This is a genomic window from Vogesella mureinivorans, from assembly GCF_007644035.1.
Lineage (GTDB): Bacteria > Pseudomonadota > Gammaproteobacteria > Burkholderiales > Chromobacteriaceae > Vogesella > Vogesella mureinivorans.
In genome coordinates this window covers 66,081-83,847 of sequence record NZ_VMTV02000471.1, presented here as the reverse complement: position 1 = coordinate 83,847, position 17,767 = coordinate 66,081, and the positions used below count along the sequence as shown (strand labels likewise).

Here is a 17,767-nt window from a genome sequence, read left to right as displayed (position 1 = left end):
CCTTGTGCTCCTGATGTGAGAGCAGCCAGATGTTTTTGAATCGGAAGCGATGCATAGTCTTTAGTTCTCAGGCTTCGGACGAGGAGTCTCAGTTCGGGTCCACGCATTTTGTTATGGCTCTCATGACAAACCGGGCTATTAGGTCGTAGTCGCGATGTGCACTGAACTGGACCTTGAGCTCGGTTAGCGCAGCCTCGACGTACGGCCGCAACTTTGATGTGGGCGGGTTGCTAGCAATCCAGGCATCGCTGAAGTCGTCGATTGCTTTGGAGACGGTAGTTCCTCCAATTAGCCGGTCTTGCTGGGCGCGCGTGGCTGCGACGCGCACAGACGTGATGGTTATGATGTCCACCCCTTCTAACTGAAGCTGGGTCATCCAGTCGTTGAACAACGCATTCCGGTCAGGCACGGTTTCCAGAGCTGCTAGAGCGGCCGTAAATGACCCCCTGGAAAAACCACGCTCTTTGACGAGCTCGACAAACGACAGACAGGTATCGGTGCGACGAGTCAGGGGCGAAACTTTCATCACAAGTGACTCGACGAAGGCCTTTGCTTGGCCTGCGTGCTCCGGGCTGCGCTCATTCAGCAGGTCCAACGCTGCTTCAATTGCAGGTGCATTAAGGTTGTCTGGGTGTATGGCAACCTTCTGCAGCTTCACGCGCGTCAGGTCCGGTGGCGGGCCGCCTGGTGAGAGCGAACCGAAGCTGTCGGTTAACAGCTTCACACGGTCAGCAGCCAAGTCTGCGAGCGAGCAGGACATCGTTGTGGCCGTTGAACCGCCGGCTTCGAGCGGGAAGTCGCAGCCTTGGTTAGAGATGAATACGCCCTGAACTGGAAGTGCTGTGAAAGCGTTCAAGCTTAGGTGCAGCTTGCCAAGAACGGACTCCGAGACCTTTTTTAAGTCAGGGGGCTTTGGAGATTTGGATGGCGCGGCTTTGGGTTCGACGGTGCCGGTAAGTACGGACCACGTCCAAGTGCCGGAGTCTTTCTTCTTGACCTGATAGACCTTCGCGCGCGTCGGTGCTGTCACGGAGTCAAGTTCGGCGACGTCCTGAACTGACTCGAAGAGGATAAGGAAGTCGGGCTCGTTGGCCTTCTCCAACTCAATCATCCGGAAGACGGCCCAGATGCGCGAAAAGTCGACACCCTTGGCCCCATGCCCACCACCGGATTCTGAGTACTTAGGGTTGTTCGCGACGGACAAAAACTCCGCCATGCCGTTGGCACCGCTCAAATCGCTCTCCCTATACGGACACGCAGGTCGGTATATCAAATGATATGGCTGACAGCCATTATTTGACCTAAATACCATGAACTCAAGCCATTTGTCATTAGCATTCTCGTGTAACAAGCTTCAATCAACGGTGCGATATGGGCGTTAAGGCTCTTCTGCAAAGAGAGGTTCTGAAAGCAGAAATCATGCACCAGCAGCTACGGAAACTAGGACTTACGGCTATCTAGCCGTGACGTTGAGCGGCGGCTTTGGGATGCGGATGTTTCTGTGATCGTCTGCTTTGGCGAAAGTGGGCGTTCCCCAAGTCAGAAAGTCGCCCTTCGGCTACGGTGCAAGGAAAAAGCCCGGTATGTTGCCCAGAACAGACACTCAGAGCTGATGGGGAGGAAGACAGCTTTGGCCGACCTGTAGCCGTCCGGAAGGGGTCAACGGCAGATTGTCGGCCAAAGCGGTCGTTGGATCAATGCAAAAAACAGGCAGCAACCGACTGCTTAGCTGCCGTTTAGTCTTGCGAGACGACAAACGGCAGCTTTCCGATCTAGCGAATACGTACTCCCGCCCCCTATGCGCATATCGCAACTATGCGCATGTTGGATGAGTAGGGATTGGCCGATTCAGTGCCGGCGTGGCATCAGGCCCGATTGGGCAGCGCGGATCTGGACATAGTTTCCGCCGTTTTGTGCAGTGGTGGTCCCACTTGAGGAGACCGCCATGGGAAAAACACGGTCTCTGTTGGGCTACCTCACGCGTGAGGGGATGGTCGCGGTGCTAGTGCAACCCGGAGAAAGCTGGTCTTCGCAGCGAGACCATCTACTTTCAGTCGGGCGTGCCCTTCAACGTGATCGCGCTATGGCTCGGGCACGAGAGCACGACGACTACCCATCGCTACGTCGAAGCCGACCTCGCAATGAAGGAAAAGGCGCTCGCCCGACTGGAAGCGCCCGATACACAGATACCTCGGTACCAAGCGCCGGACTCACTCATGCGTTTCCTGAAGACGCTGTAACTATGCATAGCAACACCGGCCTGAACAGCGGCCGGTGCTGCGATTCTCAGGGTGTGTGTGCATAGTTGGGATGTGCGCATAGTGGCCGCTATGCAAATCTCTCCATAGCGACCCGTTGCAGTCCTTCACGGCACCCCGGCCAACATCTGAGCTGTAATAAAAACGGACCGACTGGAGTAATGACGATCCGCTGAGGTATAGTTATGCAGAAGAAATAACGGAAAGGGTCTGATATGCCACACCCCATTATGCAGTGGGCTCAGATTGCTGCTAACTACCACCGAGGAACGATTCTGTTGGGCAATGGGGCGAGCATTGCCGTTTCTCGGAGGTTCGACTATCGCTCATTGCAGGCCCACGCCTAGCAAAATGGCTTGCTCGCAGATGACGTAAATGACCTATTCACCTTCTTTGAGACGTTTGATTTCGAGCTGATCCTTCGACTGGTATGGCAGGTGATCTGACGAAATAAAGTCTGTCGGAAAATCACACCTTAACTCATTGATTTTTAATGATCATGAATTTTAAGGAAATGCAAGTAAAGTCTGTCGGGCATGGCTGTTCTTAGCCTTGAGTATGTGTAGGTTTCAAATATAGTCTGTCGAAGACTCATACATTAAGACTCCTAGCATACCCATAGAGAGCATTGTTAGCTCTCAGCTGATCAGGACTCTCCCTTACCCGGCGATCCTGCTTTGATTATCCAAGAACGAAAGAATCCCACTAAGTGCCACCGAGGCATTGCAACTACGCATGAGCGCAGCAATGGAGACACAGGGTAACGGCCAACCTCTCACCATATGCCAACATACTTCAGCCTGCACAACAAATCCCTTACCTTCACTAGTGTCTTAACCAGACCAGCAATGACACATCCTGTCAGTCACGCCTGATACACTCCCAATTGGCATCAAAATGATGATCGACTTTTCGGAGAAATTTGATGAATCAGCTCGTGGAAGTGCCGGCCGACACAAGCGATGTTACCGAGCAGAACGAAACCCAAACAAAGCGTGCTTTGGCGGTTTTCGGAACAGATACCGATTACGAACAAGCAGCCCAAACGCAGCGAGAGTTCATCAACTCATATAACCAGGCAAAGCAAGATGTGCAACCAGAAGCCTGGCTTTTTCAGCAGTTGAACAAATACCCGCAACTGTTCCGTGATGAGCAAGAAATCCGCGACTCTGCTCGAGACATCGTATCTGCTATCGAGACGACGACGGCCAAGCAGGCTGATTTGCAAGACCACCTTGCCCGAGGCAATAGCCGCGAAAGTTGGATCGTCAAGCAGGTCGAGCAAGGCACAACAGCACACGGCGTGGCTCAGGTCGGGGAATATGCAGCCTCGCTGGATCAGGCCCTGCGCCAAGCGAACGAGAACATGCTGCAGACCATCACACGTAGCGATGGGCAGATCAGCCAAAGCCTCAACCTCGACGGTTTCATCGCTGAACGGCACCACGTCGAAACCTTCAACCTCGATGCCCAGCTCAAGGGCAGTAGCCTCCGGGCGGAAATGCGTGCATCTACCGAAGCCAACTCGGTAGACATCGTCGTCAGGGACGAAACCGGCAAAGTCGTCCGACGCTATCAGTCCAAGTACGGTCAGGATGCCGACGCCACGCAGAAGATGTTCGAGCGGGGTGACTACCGCGGGCAACGGAAGCTGGTTCCTGAGGGACAAGACGTTGCCAATAGCACTGACCATCTTGAATACGACGGCATCCAATCCGAACCGTTGTCCAAGCAGGAGGCCAAGGCCCAGCAGGAGCAGGCGCAGCAACAGAACGAAATCAATCCGTACGACTGGAACACACTGAACCGCACTACGATCGCCAAGCAACTCGGCAAGCAAGTGCTGGCTGGCGTCGCTATCTCTGGTGCCTTTCACGGCCTGCGGATATTGGGCCGGCGGCTCAACGGCAACACGCAGCAAACCGCAAGCGAAGAACTGCGAGAGTTCTTCGAGAGCACCGTCGATAGCGGCACCGACGTGGCGACTCAAGTCGCCGCGTCGGGAGCGTTGCTTGTCGCCGCGCGTTCTGGGTGGCTGGGGCAAGCGCTCAAGTACAGCCCTGCCGGGCGCCTTGCCAATATCGCGATGCTGGGCATCGAAAACGCCAAGGTTTTGTACCGTTACCGGCAAGGTCAATTGAGTGGCCAGGAAGCCCTCGATGCGATGGGTGCAACCACGACAGCCGTGCTGTTCAGTGTGGCCGCAGCGGCAGAAGGCGCCAGTTTGGGAGCTGCGATCGGCACAGTGCTGGGGCCACTGGGCACCGCTACGGGAGCGATTGTCGGCGGGATAGTCGCCGGCCTCGCAGGGAACAGCATCGGTCAAGCCGTCTACGAAGGTGGCAAGGCCATGGCACAGGTGGCAGTGGATATGGCAAAGGGGGTGGTGAGCGCAGCCGGCGCAGCTGTCGAATGGGTTAGCTCTGGAATTCGTTCATTAGCCTTTTGGAGATAAGGAATAAAAATGACACAATTGATCGAACAATTTGGTGCCCGTTTTGCCGCCGGCTCACCGGGCTTTTACGTCAACACCCCGGAAGAGGCACGCTTGGACACGTTGTTGGCCTACATCGCCCAAGCAAATGGGCTGCACATTCTGGAATGGAACTTGGGCCTGGGGCCGGTACGCTTCGACACCAAGCAACCGCTGGACAGTGCGACGGTGCGTCCCGAGTTAGCGGTCTTTCTGGAATGGCTGCGACTCGATAGTCAGTACGAAAGCCAACTCATCGTCATCAAGAACGCCCGCCTCGCGCTGGAAAACGACCGCCACGCCATCGCCAAGCTGCGCCAGCTACTCAACCTGATCGAACGCCATCACGCCGGTAAGGCCGCGGTGTTGCTGGTGGCCGAATCCTGGCAGCCGCCCCTGGAACTCGAAGCGCTGCTGACCCAGCTCAAGCTGCCGTTGCCCAGACTGGAAGAAATCCTGGAACAACTGGACCAACAGTCCTGCTATTTGGGTCTGGAAATTCCCGCCCAACTACGTGGCCAGGCAGCCGCCTTGTTATGCGGTCTGGACCTCAAGGAAATCGAACGCGTTCTCAAGCTGGTGCGCCATAGCCGCACCATGCTCGACGAGCAAGCCCTCCGCCTCATGCTGCAAGCCAAGGAGCAGCGCATTGCCCAAAGCGGCCTGCTGGAGATGATCCCGACCAGCGAATCGCTGGCCGACATCGGCGGCTTGCAAAACCTTAAGGCCTGGCTGGCGCGCAAAAGCCAAATCCTCAAGCGGCTGCCCGAAGCGCAACAGGCAAAAATTCAATTGCCCAAAGGCTGCCTGATCGCCGGCATTCCCGGCTGCGGCAAGTCGCTCAGCGCCAAGGTGGCAGCCCACGAGTTCGGCCAACCTTTATTGCGCCTCGATATCGGCGCCATGCTCGGCAAGTACGTCGGGGAGAGCGAGCACAACATGCGCCGCGCACTGGCATTGGCCGAGGCCGTCAGCCCCTGCGTACTGTGGGTGGACGAACTGGAAAAAGCCTTCGTCGGACTGAACAGCGGCGCGTCCGAAGTCAGCGCGCGCCTGCTCGGCAACTTCCTGACCTGGATGCAGGAGCGAACCAGCCCGGTTTTCGTGATCGCCACCGCCAACGACGTGACCATCACGCCGCCGGAACTACTGCGCAAGGGTCGCTTCGACGAGATTTTTTACGCGGGCTTCCCCAACGTGAAAGAGCGCCAGGAAATCCTGAGCATCCACCTGCGCAAACTCGGCCAAGATGACAAGAGTTTCGACTTGTCCACCCTGGCAAAGCGCTGCCGCGACTTCACCGGCGCAGACATCCAGAACGCGCTGAACGATGCGTTGGAAGCTGCATTCCTCGACAACAACCGTCCGCTAAACCAAACCGACCTGGAAACAGCCATCAAGCAGACCGTGCCGCTGCGTGTCACGCTACGCGACAAGATCGGTGAATACGAGGAACTGTTCGACCGCCTCAAGCTGACCCCGGCCTCGGAAGAGGACGAAATGAGCATCGCCAGGATGAGCAAGTGGGCGACCGACGAGAACCCGATACGGCGCAAGGCGGTAGCCGAGCATGCGGATTGTCCGGACGATCTGCTGGAAAAGCTGGCGGAAGACCAAGAGCTGCTGGTGCGCAAGGCAGTACTCAACAACCCATGCTGCCCGGAATCGGTACAGGCCAAACGGCTCGCAATCAAACAGCAAACGGCAGAGTACGATCACGCCCTATTTGAAATAGCCTGCATGCACCAGAATGCACCCTTGGACTTGCTGCACCATCTGAAAACCCAAGGAAGGTTGAACAAAAAGGCGAGGGAAATATTCGAAGCTCGAGCTGAAATTTCTAATTTTCACCCTGGCAATGCAGCAGACACTCATGCCGAAATTATAATTGATGTACCTGAAAAAATGCAGGCGGGTGATCTAATTAAGATTGTTAGGCAGGTCGAAGCCAAGATGACCCCAGACATGTTCCGACAGCTAGGAGAGCTTAGCCATGAGTACGATCCAACATGGTATGCAGTATCAACCGTCTGGAAGCGCAATGATGGGTCGATTCGCGACTGCAATCAAGACTGGAACTTGTCGGAATTAATACCGGGATATGATGAATCACTGGGAAATAATTCGACATACCTGAAGGGTGAGAAATACTTAACGAAAAAATTCGATATTATTAAAAACATTTCAAAACAATTCCAATGGTCCTACCCAAAGCCTCTGCCATCAAATTCAGATGCAGCTGCAGACATATCTCAAGAGTGTTTCTATCTATTCAGCAACGTTGATAATCACATCAGACCATCTGATCTCTCTTGGCTAGGGAAATATAGTTTCTGCGAGCAAATAAGAAGTTTTTCAAAAGAAAATCATGGAATTTTAATACATCGCCGAGACGACACAGATGCAAACTCAAGGCAATATACTGCCCCTTTCCGAGCAGACACTCAAGTTTGCAGAGACATACTTAAGTTTATTACCCCATCTATAATTGAGGGCATTCTATGCGTCATGCAAAAAGATCCGTATGCCTACCTTGAAAAAGGACGAGAAGTTGAATAACCAAACAGCAGTCACAATTTACGCATTAAGCATCATCTCTTTGATAAATAATTTTTGATATCATCTCTAAGCTGTTGGGCCAGTCCTACGGGCTGAATGACTCGTACATGTGTCAGCCAATTCCGTAGCAAAGGTATTATTTGTTTAGACGGTCCGATGGTTGACCGCAAATGCAGCCGACCATCGGGCCATTTCTTCACCAACTGCTGCCGCGGGAAGATTGGCCGCCGCTCGAAATAGTGTGCGGCTTCCGCGGCCACCTCGATGATGACAGTCTGCTTCTCGGTGCTATACCACACACCATCTTCCGCCTCAATCTCGGCAACAATCGCCGGATCAAGTTCGAAGGTCGTTTCGCTTTCGATCAGTTCACCGATCGAATCGACGATAAAAGCCTTGAGCGTTCCTTGCTCGACACCGGCCAAGTACCAGAAGCCCTGCCAGTTGACCAGGCGGTAAGGCGCAACCAGCCGCCGCTTTTGCTTGTAAAAGAAACTGCAGAGCTGCCTGTTGCGGATCGCGTGCTCAAGTCGGACAAACTGTGCGCTGCGCGGCACCATGCTTTCATAGTGCAGCTCCTTGATCAGCACGGTTTCGTTCAGCAAGGCATCGTACAGCATGTCAAAACTGGCCTTGCCTTCGCCCAGCGCCAGGCCATCCGCCCCCAGCAACTTGGCAAAGCGGCGCAGGCTTTCTTGGCGCATTTGTTGGCGGAGCGCACCACTGATTCGGTATTTTCCAAAATCATCCAGTTCGATCAAACCGGCCAACCGTTCCAGATCACGGAACACGGTTCGCTCGCTGACGCCAAACTCTTCCATCAACTGCTGTCGACTTAGGATGTCGCCGGCATACAGCCTCATCAAAATGGTGGCTAAGCGTTCGGCCAACCGTGTATTTCGATGCACACTCGATGTTTTGACGATATCCATAAGATCAAAATATTTAAAAGAAGTCGCTTACTGTAACATCTTGGACTGTCCCGTACTGCCACAGGACAGTCCGTCACACCGAAGGTGCCTTAGGGTCGTGCATAAGCTGAAAAAGCCTCCCTCCCTCAAGAAGCTCATCTGCCGTTACTGGCCCAGCCTTATGCAACTTCACCACTTTGGCCGGCTGCGTTTTCTTCTTCTGACCTCCTCCCAACTAACCGAGCGGTCTGACTTAGAGATCCCGGGCTTCAAGGTGGGCGAGCCGGAACTTGCAGGGAGTCCGGTCGCCCAGCGAGCTATGTGGCCTAAACTCATTGTAATCCTGTCGCCAACGTTCGATCTTGTCACGGGCGTCATCCAGTGACAGAAACCAATGTACGTTCAGGCACTCATCCCGCAAGCTGCCATTAAACGACTCGATAAAGGGATTATCCGTGGGTTTTCCTGGTCGCGAGAAGTCCAGCATCACACTTTGTTCATAGGCCCATTGATCCAGCGCCAGAGAAATAAATTCACTGCCGTTGTCCACCTGAATCCGCTGAGGCGTACCGCGTAAAGCTTGCACATGCCGCATCGTCGTCACGACATCCTCGGCCTTCAGGGCGAAATCTACCGTGATCGCCAAGCTTTCCCGACTAAAATTATCCACCACTGTTAAGGCTCGGATTCGCTGGCCATTAAACAGCTGATCGGCGACGAAATCCATGCTCCAGCACGCATTCAAACTAGAGACGGTCGGCCGTGCCACGCGATGGGCTGCGGCCACGCGCCGCCTTGGGCGCTTTCGTCGCAAGTTCAGCCCTTCCTCGCAATAGGTCCGGTAGGTCTTCTTGTGGTTGATCAGCCAGCCTTCACGTCGCAGCAGAACATGGATGCGGCGTGCCCCATAGCGAATGCGCGTGGCAGGAATTTCCCGAATGCGCTGCCGCTCGGCACGATCGTCACGAGGGTGGGGACGATAAAAGTACGTCGCTTGCCGCAGCTGAATGACGGCCGTGGCACGACGGATACTGACGCGATACGCGCCAATCAGGAAGTTAGCCAGCTCGCGTTTGCTAGCCGGCTTCACAGCTTTTTTTTGGATGACTTCCTGCAGCATCTGCTTATCCAGGCTCAGATCCGCAACCATGCGCTTGAGTCGGGCGTTTTCTTCTTCTAATTGCTTCAGGCGACGTAGTTCGCTGACGCCCAGGCCACCGTATTTCTTCTTCCAGTTGTAGAAAGTCGCCTCGGAGATACCCACCTTGCGGCAGACCTCCCCGACTGTCGTACCCGACTCCGCTTGGCGCAAGGCGAAAGCGATCTGTTCTTCCGTGAACTTCGATTTTTTCATGACAAATCTCCTACCCGGATAGGGTTAAATTTGCCAGAAATCTCTACCTCCCACCGCTACCATTTTTCGGGAGGAGGTCAATACGGAGCGCTTCCGGACGTCTTCAAGGCTGTGCATTTAGGCACCTAACGTCTGAGTTCACCGGCCTGCGCGGGCTTTTGCGCAGGTCCGGTGGAATGATGGGTTAGCCATTTGAGAATTCCTCAAGAATTTCAAACGACAACTGGACTTGGGGTTTCTCGGGTTGAAGATAGGGCACGATTTCTTCATTAAAGAGAGATTTAGTGTCTTTGAGAAGCTCGTCGGTGAAAATTAAGCAAAAGACACCGTGCTCCTTGAAATAGGCGCGATGCTTCCTCATTTCCTTTGCAAAGTTATCAGCGGCCAACTCATTGATTTTCTTTTGGGTAAGGCCACCAATCTTCGTGAGATAGCCGTGAGTGGACCAAGGAGACAACTCAAACCCGACTTTGTCTAATGAGTACGGATTAATAACCAAGAAATCGAGTCGATAGATGTGCTTTGCTGCCAGCCCGGCGTACCTGAACTCAGGGATTAGGAGAGGAATCGATTCAGGTGAAGGACTTGATGCAACGTAATCGCAGTAGTGCCCCGCGATTGCATATTCGTATTGGGAGCCGGAGTTGCGAACCAGTGTGTCTTGAAAGAAGAGCAAGTACTGGTCAATGTCATTGAACTTGAAGATCTTGTCCTTTCCCGGAATCACTAGCCCGGTTTGCATGACATGCCCGATCGTCCAGTAGCCTTTGGGGAAGGCACGAATTTCACTCTTGTCGTTCTCCCACTGGCCGTTCCGAAAGCGGGGAGTCACCAAGAGTCCGTAGTTAGCGTTTTCTTGGCCGATCCAGATTTCAGCTTCCTCAACGGGAGGCCTGTTCTTTGAAAGCTCATCGAAGTGCTTGAGATACGACCTTCTAAGGAAGAGTAGCGTGTAGTCCTGCAGTTGTTTATACGCTTTGATCTTCTTCCAAAGCCAAAGGTCCGAGGCTACGCCGTCCTCTAGTGCCGAGGTCTTCAACCCATGAAGCCACCGGGACACAAACTGATCTTGGCTTGTGATGACATCATGCTTTAGGTCGAAGAAGTCGTCGTTTCTGCTGCCGATAAGTGCGTTTAGCGAGGCTTCGCTTTCAATGCCTGTCGCAGCGAGAACATCTGGAAGTAGTTCGCGTAACTTTGTCTTGAATGCCTCGATAAGCCGATTGCGCGCGGTCTTGTTCGGGTCTCTTTTTGCCATGGGAGATTCCTGAAAATGGCTAACGTCTGAAATAACGAGCTGGGCGGCCAGTGGCGAAGCCACTGGTTGACCAGTTCCTGTTGATTGAAATGTTAGCCTTTCGATTTTGGTGGTTGAACCTTTGGCATGAGTGGTGTTTTTTGGGGTTCAGGTAATTTTCTCGCATTGGAAACAGAAGTCCAACTTCCAGACTTACCAGTTGGCTTATTTTGTGGTGGTTTAGTTGCCATTATTTTCCTCTGCGTCCATATACGTTTTCAGGTAGCTAATAGTTGTATCTTCCGCCTTGTTCATAAGCTTCGGATTGTCTGGAATTGAACTATCAGGAAAATGCTTCTGCGTAGCAGTTGTTGATTTGTTTAGCATGTCACTGAATAGCTTTCTCATTTCTCTTTCTGTCAACTCCCCTGAAGATATCTCAAGCCATTTAATTTCCATGTGATTGGAAATCTCATCTAGCTCCCTAGAGAGCGCTGCCAGTGATTTTTTTCTGTTTTTGTACGGCAGAAAGGGAAGAATAGCATTTAAAAATTGTGACGCGGCAATTAGGGAAGCCCACGCCCAATCTGCGCTCTTCCATACGACCCATCCAGCTATGCCACCACTAGACATAACGGCAAGGAATATTTTAATGGAACGGTCAATCGTTTCCGTGCGAGCGTGAAGCAATTCAGTGTAAATAGAGTGCACTTTTACCCTGTAAAAATGACTCCATAATCGTGCTTGTATCATGGCAGTAAGGCTAACGTGAAATATACACCTATGCAGGTGTATATTAAGTTAATGAATATTTATAACTCAGGTGTTAACTTTTTTCCTTTAATTTTCAATGGCATGGAATTGAGCGGACCGTATAATGCACAACCAAACGGGACTGCGGGCAGTTTCCTCTTTCGGCCACCTCATCAGCTGTCAATTTGCGGACATTAAAGTATGTCCATCTACTTTACGGATGCCCCAGTAAGACCACAAATAACGGTTAACGTGACCCATGCCCGCAAACCGGAAGAGTAAGGAACTTCTGCTTCCAGCCGGCAGCAGTAATACTAGCACAACAGCATTGTGTCCGCTTTGGCCGACAACCGGCCCATGCCTTACACCTCCAGCAACTCCCCCCAACAGGTCGTCCATCGTGGCGACCTTTTTTCTTGTCGCATCGCCCAGCCGCTATGCAGCTTCTCGCTGGCCAAGCGGCTGGTACGGATGTTAACCGCTACCAGCCCAGCATGGCTGTACTTGCGGCGCAGCATTTCGGCGGTGCGGCAGACGTGGTAGCTGATGCTAGGCGTGAAGGTGCATGTACTGTAGGGTCAGAACCATTCGTTGAGAGTCTAGCCGTTACCTCTGCCATCACAACAAACTCGGTATCTTCCGCTTTGCCACCGGCCTGATGTACCTGGCCAGCATCAGGTCGCTGGTATGCCCGGTTTGCTCTCGTATTTGCCACGGCTGCAGGCCGGCGATGGCTGCCTGAGTGCAGTAGCCGGTGGCCACTCACTTGGCTGGGGTCGCCACCAGCCTTCTTCACCGCCTCTTTCAGTATCAGCGCCACCGACTGGGCGCTGAGTGGCGTGGTGGATACGTTCTCGTGGCGGTCTACCGCCCGGAACAGCCAGCCGTCTTTAATCGCGGCCACTTCGCGGTAGTGCTTTAGGGCTAGCACCGGGCAACGGTTGCCGCCCGCGTATGGAATAAAGCACGTGCGGCCAACGCCTTCTTGGTCTGTTTTGGACCTTCTCAGCAGTATCTTCAGCCCGTCCGGGTACTCCGTCACATCCTCACACCGCAATGCCACCAGCTCCGAGCGCCGTAGTGCAGCGGCCCAGCCAACCAGTATCAAGGCCTGGTCTCGGGCTGCGCGTATTGGTCGTTGATCACCCATCGCGAATAAGACTTCCAGCAAGTCATCGCGCACCAAGGCTTTAACACGGCGCTGCCGTTTGCCAAAGGTACGCCGAATGCCCTGCATAGTGCGCTTCACCAAGGCGTGCTTTACCGGCGATGGATAGCCTTGGTCGATGTGCGCCTTATGGATGGCCACCAGCCTGCGCTCTAGCGTTGCCACGGCCTGTTTGCCGGAGACGGCTACCAAGTACTGCACCAATTGCTCAGGCGTGGCCGGGATGCTGCCACCGGCGCGGCAGAAGTAGCGCACATCGTTGGCATACTCCCGTTTCGTTGAAAGGGACTGCGCCGCCGCCATCAGCTCTTCGGCCGTATAGGCAGGCTGGGCAAAGGATTCATCTGTTGTATCCACCTGCTGTTCGGTGGTAAAAATCACGTTTTTCATGGCTTTGTCATCAGTTCGAATGTTATGTTTGCGTTAGTCAGCGCATCGCAATAAAGCGGCACGTTGGCCGCTGGCTGGCTAGTACTCGCAAGGGAACAGCAAAGTGGTGACGCAACGGTCGGCTTCGGTAATGACCCAGACGCGCTTGCCGGCCATCTGAAAGCTGGAAAAGATGCGCAAGCCGTTCTTCACGGCAAAGTCGTTTTCGGCGGCATCTTCGGATGGAACATCACCCCAGTCGCCGCGCTGGTGACGCTGCAGGAATGGCTGGGCGTCGAGCTGACTGGCCGTCAGGTGATCGAACACGGCGCGAGTGGCAACGACACTGCCGAGAGAGAAAAGTGGTGAGGTTTGGGGATGCTTGGCTGGCATGGCTGGCTCCTTGAAAGGTTGGCCGCCGTGCGGTACCGGCTGCAGAAATGCAAAAAGCCAAGACGCGTAAACGTCTTGGCTTGTGGTGATGCGGTAACCGCTTGGCGGCGCGGCAAATACTGCCGCAGTTTCAAGCTACTAGGCGGTGAGCCATAGCGCGATGGTGGTGTGACTTTGGCGAAGGTAAGCGAGAGTGCCCGCTCATCGACCATTGCGGTCATTCGACACTTGCGGTCCAAGTGGCCGGATAGTAATGAAAAGTAGGTTTCGTAATGGCTACAAAATCCAGGGGGATTCAAATTTTGGAGCTAGCAGTTGCATGGCATGCGATATTCTGGCCGCGCTAACACAAAAAAATGTTAGCCATTTTTGTTAAATCAGCGTTTGCATAGTTATTACCAAGTTTTGAAAATATCTTGGATGACAAGCTGATAAACCTTGACGGGATGAATGATCTGAAACAGAGCATCCGATTTAAGTATATGGGGTATTCCTGATTGCCTTATGCACCTCGAGGGCGCGTATGAAACTGCAGACTTTACGACTATCAAATTTTCAGTCTTTTGGTGCACCACCAACAGAACTCGGAATGGACGAGATTACTTATCTGATCGGCCCGAATGGCTCAGGTAAAACCGCAACGCTTCAAGCCCTGTGCCGTCTGTTTGCTTTTGATCCAGCCTTGCGCCGTGTCCTTCGCTCGGACTTTCATGTCCCCTTTAATGAGGAAACCCCACCTGCGGAGCGTCAGCTATGGATCGAGGCCGATTTTCTGTTCCCAGAACTCGGCGTAGAAGACAACAACAGCACTGTTGCTCCTCATTTCGGCCACATGCGCCTCGATGAAGTTACTGGCTTGCCTCGTGTTCGTTTTCGCCTCACCGCCACCATGGGGTTAGATGGGGACATAGAGGAAAGCTTGGTCTATGTGCTGGAGATCAATCCTGATGGCTCGCCATTGGAATCAGCACAGGTGCCCAGATCTGAGCGTAATTATATCCAAGTCCACTACCTGCCAGCCCGCCGAGACCCCGCTGATCACATTGCCTACGGCGCCAATGCTTTGCTGGGGCGCATGCTGCGTGCGGTGAACTGGGATGCAGAGCGAAGTGTCATCAAGAATCTGACCGATCAGATTAGCGGCCGCTTGGCATCCAACCCGTCAATCAATGCGTTTAGCACAAGCTTGAAAACGGCATGGGGCACTTTGCATAAGGGCAGCTTCTTTGCCGATCCGAAGCTCACTTTCGTAGCGTCTGAGATCAATGCCTTGTTAAGGCACATGTCGGTGTCTTTCACACCTGGCCACGATGAGCAGTTGGTTGACTTTTCACGACTGAGCGATGGCCAGAAATCGATGCTGTATCTGTCGCTCGTGTTGTCTTCACAGGCTATCGGTCGCGCTGTACTGGCTGGAGAAGACAAGTCATTCGATGCAGACAAGTTACGCCCCCCCGTATTCACGCTGGTAGCGGTCGAAGAACCAGAAAACAGCCTCTCGCCCCACTATCTTGGGCGGATCGTCAATGCGCTCAACGCGATGGCCAGCGGTGGCGACGCACAAGCGCTGATTGCCACACACGCTCCATCGATGCTGCGGCGCGTCGCACCAGAGCGTATCCGCTATCTTCGGCTGACCCAGGAGCGAACATCACGCGTAACTCATATCCAGCTGCCAGATGCCACGGATGATGCTCACAAGTATGTTCGCGAGGCGGTGCAGGCCTTTCCGGAAGTCTATTTCTCCCGCTTAGTGATTCTGGGTGAGGGTGACAGTGAAGAAATTGTGCTGCCACGTCTTCTTCAAGCGAAAGGAGCTCCGGTTGATGAGTCAGCAGTTTCGATAGCGCCCTTGGGTGGGCGTCACGTCAATCACTTTTGGCGGCTGCTCTCTGGACTTCAGATTCCTTATCTGACACTGCTTGATCTCGATGTGGCGCGTTATCAGGCCGGTTGGGGACGAATCAAGTACGTCAATGACCAACTGACCAAACACGAGCCAAGCAAGGTACTCCCTATAGGCCATAGCATTCCCAGGTGGAATGATCCAACACACAAAGTCCGACTAAATGGGAATTACACCAAGTTGCTTGAAGAGCGTGGAGTCTATTTCTCGTTCCCGATGGACCTAGACTTCTCAATGCTGCTCGCGTACCCGGAAGCGTACGGCGTCGAAAAAGCAAAGCCCGACGAGTCGACGATCGAGGCCGTCCTTGGCAAGAGCTATCACGACGCAAGCCAGTACAGCGAAGATGAACAGCAACTGTTCAGCACTTACCACCGTAGTTTTAAGCTGAGCAGCAAGCCAGCTGCACACATTGAGGCTCTCGCCAAACTCAGCGACATGGAGCTGCTCGCGAACATGCCAGAATCACTGGCACGCTTGGCTGATGCCGTCATTGCTAAGCTCGTGGAGTTGCCAGAGTGATCCGGGTCGATGCCTGGAAGCCTGCAGATGGGCTGACGCTTGAACCCAGTGCTCTGATGGCGGCCAAAGAACAGGTGCGCAGTCTTGCGCTCACTGCCGGCCCAGGCGCCGGGAAGACTGAAATGCTTGCGCAGCGGGCTGACTTCCTGCTGCGCACTGGCACCTGTCGCTATCCCAAGCGGATTCTGGCTATTTCATTCAAGGTCGATGCCAGCAGCAATCTGAAAGAGCGAGTCAAGCGGCGCTGCGGTTCAGAGCTTGCTACACGGTTTGACAGCTATACCTTCCACGCATTTGCCAAACGCATCATCGATCGTTTTCGTCCTGTGCTAACGGGCAAGTTTGCGCTGGATGCCGGATACAAAATCGTTGAGCGAAAAAATAAGCCGTCCCGCCAGGAGATCCATTATACCGACCTTGTTCCTTTGGCAATCCAGATCCTGCGAAAGTCAGCTATGGCTCGGAACGCTGTCCGCCAAACTTACAGCGACATTTTCCTCGATGAATTCCAGGACTGCACTAATGAGCAATACGAGCTAATCAAGCTCGCCTTTCTAGGTAGTAGCCTTCGTCTGACTGCCGTGGGCGACACCAAGCAGAAGATCATGGGGTGGGCGGGGGCCATGGAGGGCATCTTCCAAGCATTTATTACCGACTTTGCTGCCACACCGCTCAAGATGTACTGTAACTTTCGTTCGAAGCTGCGTTTACAGCGTTTGCAGAACGAGATCATTCATAGGCGTGCCCCCTCATCCGTCATGCTTGATGAGCAGCTTGCCGGCGATGATGGTGAGGTATTCACGTGGAGCTTCAAAGATAGCTACAGAGAGGCTGAATATCTCGCAACCATGATCGAAATTTGGATAAAGGTTCAGAAGCTGCCTCCTGCAGAGATTGCGGTAATTATTCGTAATCAGCTCGATTTGTATGCTGGGCATCTTATGGCGGCACTGGAGGCTCGCAACATTCCTTTTCGCAATGAGCAACAGATGCAGGACATCACGGTTGAGCCTGTAGCTCGCTTGATTGTGGATTATTTGTCCTGCCTATACGGCCATCGCAAGCCCAAGGCATGGATTCGTTTGATGAATCAGCTGATCCCGTATGCTGATGATGAGACTCAGTCAAATGCTCGCAAAGATATTAATCAGCTCATTAAGCAACAACGAAAAAAGGTCGCCATTGTCAAGTCAGTCACTGAGCCATTTCCACACTGGTCGAAATGTGTTTGTGCTTTTTTGAATCAGATCGGTATCGAAAAATTGGCATCGCTATCTCCGGACTACGAGTCGCGTGAACGGTTAGAAGCCGTCGTCATGAACACTAAGGCTAGAATTGAAGAATTGCTGAAACTAGAGCCTGACTTGCCAAAAGCTCTTGAGCGGTTTTCAGATGACCAGGCTGTGCGCATCCTGACTATCCATAAGAGTAAAGGCCTTGAGTTCGATTCGGTAATCATAATGGCCGTCGAAAATGAGACCTTCTTTTTCAAGAACAAAACTGAGCAAGAGGAAAATTTCTGCACTTATTTTGTTGGAGTTTCTAGAGCCAAAAGGCGACTGGTCCTTACTCATGCAGATCAACGGGAACGCCCAGCAGGATATACAAAACGCTGGGATGAGCAGCGCACAGTACAAACCGAATATTTTGGCTATGCCCTACCGTTTAGATATTTCCCATACCGTACCGATTAGACAAATGAATCTCCTGATCTTAGTGGACACCACGGAGGGCTGCTTTACTTGCCAAAGCAGTCGGGGTTTTCAGGCTAGTCGAATGTCCGCAAAGGCCGAAAACCGGTCATCATCGATAGGCCCTAGTCCTCATGGATGTTGCTACCCGAAATGAGGTGGAGGTTGGGTTG

13 protein-coding genes are annotated in these 17,767 nt (G+C 53.2%); 5 read left to right on the top strand and 8 right to left on the bottom strand.

Going from position 1 to position 17,767, the window contains the following annotated elements; genetic code table 11:
• Positions 1-88 precede the first annotated feature (88 nt).
• Entirely contained in the window at positions 89-1,234 is a 1,146-nt protein-coding gene (locus tag FLQ44_RS12715; protein WP_170252967.1) for a dsDNA nuclease domain-containing protein, read from the bottom strand.
• 1,380 nt (positions 1,235-2,614) lie between these two features.
• Between FLQ44_RS12715 and FLQ44_RS24600 the strand changes: the two genes are divergently transcribed.
• The 3 genes from FLQ44_RS24600 (at position 2,615) to FLQ44_RS12690 (ending at position 7,290) form a co-directional block, all read left to right on the top strand.
• Positions 2,615-2,704 (top strand): DUF4917 family protein, encoded by a 90-nt coding sequence (locus FLQ44_RS24600; RefSeq protein ID WP_206208865.1) that lies wholly within the window; start codon positions 2,615-2,617, stop codon positions 2,702-2,704.
• 479 nt (positions 2,705-3,183) lie between these two features.
• Positions 3,184-4,713, top strand: coding sequence for a hypothetical protein (locus tag FLQ44_RS12695; protein WP_147694681.1), 1,530 nt, complete (start codon positions 3,184-3,186; stop codon positions 4,711-4,713).
• A 9-nt stretch (positions 4,714-4,722) separates the two neighbouring features.
• Entirely contained in the window at positions 4,723-7,290 is a 2,568-nt protein-coding gene (locus FLQ44_RS12690; RefSeq protein ID WP_147694680.1) for an AAA family ATPase, read from the top strand.
• A gap of 32 nt (positions 7,291-7,322) precedes the next feature.
• On the opposite strand, the gene FLQ44_RS12685 is transcribed toward FLQ44_RS12690, so the two are convergent.
• From FLQ44_RS12685 to FLQ44_RS12655, 7 genes are all read right to left on the bottom strand, one after another.
• The gene (locus tag FLQ44_RS12685) at positions 7,323-8,222 is read right to left on the bottom strand and encodes a helix-turn-helix transcriptional regulator (protein ID WP_147694679.1); all 900 of its coding nucleotides are present in this window, start codon (positions 8,220-8,222) and stop codon (positions 7,323-7,325) included.
• 232 nt (positions 8,223-8,454) lie between these two features.
• Positions 8,455-9,555 (bottom strand): IS3 family transposase, encoded by a 1,101-nt coding sequence (locus FLQ44_RS12680; protein ID WP_147694678.1) that lies wholly within the window; start codon positions 9,553-9,555, stop codon positions 8,455-8,457.
• A gap of 184 nt (positions 9,556-9,739) precedes the next feature.
• Positions 9,740-10,813, bottom strand: a complete 1,074-nt coding sequence (locus tag FLQ44_RS12675; protein ID WP_147694677.1) for a topoisomerase — start codon at positions 10,811-10,813, stop codon at positions 9,740-9,742.
• A 219-nt stretch (positions 10,814-11,032) separates the two neighbouring features.
• On the bottom strand, positions 11,033-11,503 hold the full coding sequence (locus FLQ44_RS12670) for a hypothetical protein (RefSeq protein WP_147694676.1): 471 nt from the start codon (positions 11,501-11,503) through the stop codon (positions 11,033-11,035).
• Positions 11,504-11,907: 404 nt separating this feature from the next.
• A complete protein-coding gene (locus tag FLQ44_RS24595; RefSeq protein WP_276607856.1) occupies positions 11,908-12,063 on the bottom strand; it encodes a DUF4113 domain-containing protein in 156 nt (51 codons plus the stop codon).
• Positions 12,027-13,103, bottom strand: a complete 1,077-nt coding sequence (locus FLQ44_RS12660) for a tyrosine-type recombinase/integrase (RefSeq protein WP_206208864.1) — start codon at positions 13,101-13,103, stop codon at positions 12,027-12,029. The genes FLQ44_RS24595 and FLQ44_RS12660 overlap by 37 nt, the downstream gene beginning before the upstream one ends.
• 78 nt (positions 13,104-13,181) lie before the next feature.
• Positions 13,182-13,475 (bottom strand): hypothetical protein, encoded by a 294-nt coding sequence (locus FLQ44_RS12655; RefSeq protein WP_147694675.1) that lies wholly within the window; start codon positions 13,473-13,475, stop codon positions 13,182-13,184.
• 523 nt (positions 13,476-13,998) lie between these two features.
• Here FLQ44_RS12655 and FLQ44_RS12650 point away from each other — a divergent pair.
• The gene (locus tag FLQ44_RS12650) at positions 13,999-15,903 is read left to right on the top strand and encodes an ATP-dependent nuclease (RefSeq protein ID WP_147694674.1); all 1,905 of its coding nucleotides are present in this window, start codon (positions 13,999-14,001) and stop codon (positions 15,901-15,903) included.
• The gene (locus FLQ44_RS12645) at positions 15,900-17,597 is read left to right on the top strand and encodes a UvrD-helicase domain-containing protein (protein ID WP_147694673.1); all 1,698 of its coding nucleotides are present in this window, start codon (positions 15,900-15,902) and stop codon (positions 17,595-17,597) included. Before FLQ44_RS12650 ends, FLQ44_RS12645 begins: the two co-directional genes overlap by 4 nt.
• Positions 17,598-17,767 lie beyond the last annotated feature (170 nt).

Bases quoted from the DNA above. Each gene is read 5' to 3' on its own strand.
- FLQ44_RS12695 (WP_147694681.1), top strand. From the start codon at position 3,184: ATGAATCAGCTCGTGGAAGTGCCGGCCGACACAAGCGATGTTACCGAG.
- FLQ44_RS12690 (WP_147694680.1), top strand. From the start codon at position 4,723: ATGACACAATTGATCGAACAATTTGGTGCCCGTTTTGCCGCCGGCTCA.
- FLQ44_RS12685 (WP_147694679.1), bottom strand. From the start codon at position 8,222: ATGGATATCGTCAAAACATCGAGTGTGCATCGAAATACACGGTTGGCC.
- FLQ44_RS12680 (WP_147694678.1), bottom strand. From the start codon at position 9,555: ATGAAAAAATCGAAGTTCACGGAAGAACAGATCGCTTTCGCCTTGCGC.
- FLQ44_RS12675 (WP_147694677.1), bottom strand. From the start codon at position 10,813: ATGGCAAAAAGAGACCCGAACAAGACCGCGCGCAATCGGCTTATCGAG.
- FLQ44_RS24595 (WP_276607856.1), bottom strand. From the start codon at position 12,063: ATGCTGCGCCGCAAGTACAGCCATGCTGGGCTGGTAGCGGTTAACATC.
- FLQ44_RS12660 (WP_206208864.1), bottom strand. From the start codon at position 13,103: ATGAAAAACGTGATTTTTACCACCGAACAGCAGGTGGATACAACAGAT.
- FLQ44_RS12655 (WP_147694675.1), bottom strand. From the start codon at position 13,475: ATGCCAGCCAAGCATCCCCAAACCTCACCACTTTTCTCTCTCGGCAGT.
- FLQ44_RS12650 (WP_147694674.1), top strand. From the start codon at position 13,999: ATGAAACTGCAGACTTTACGACTATCAAATTTTCAGTCTTTTGGTGCA.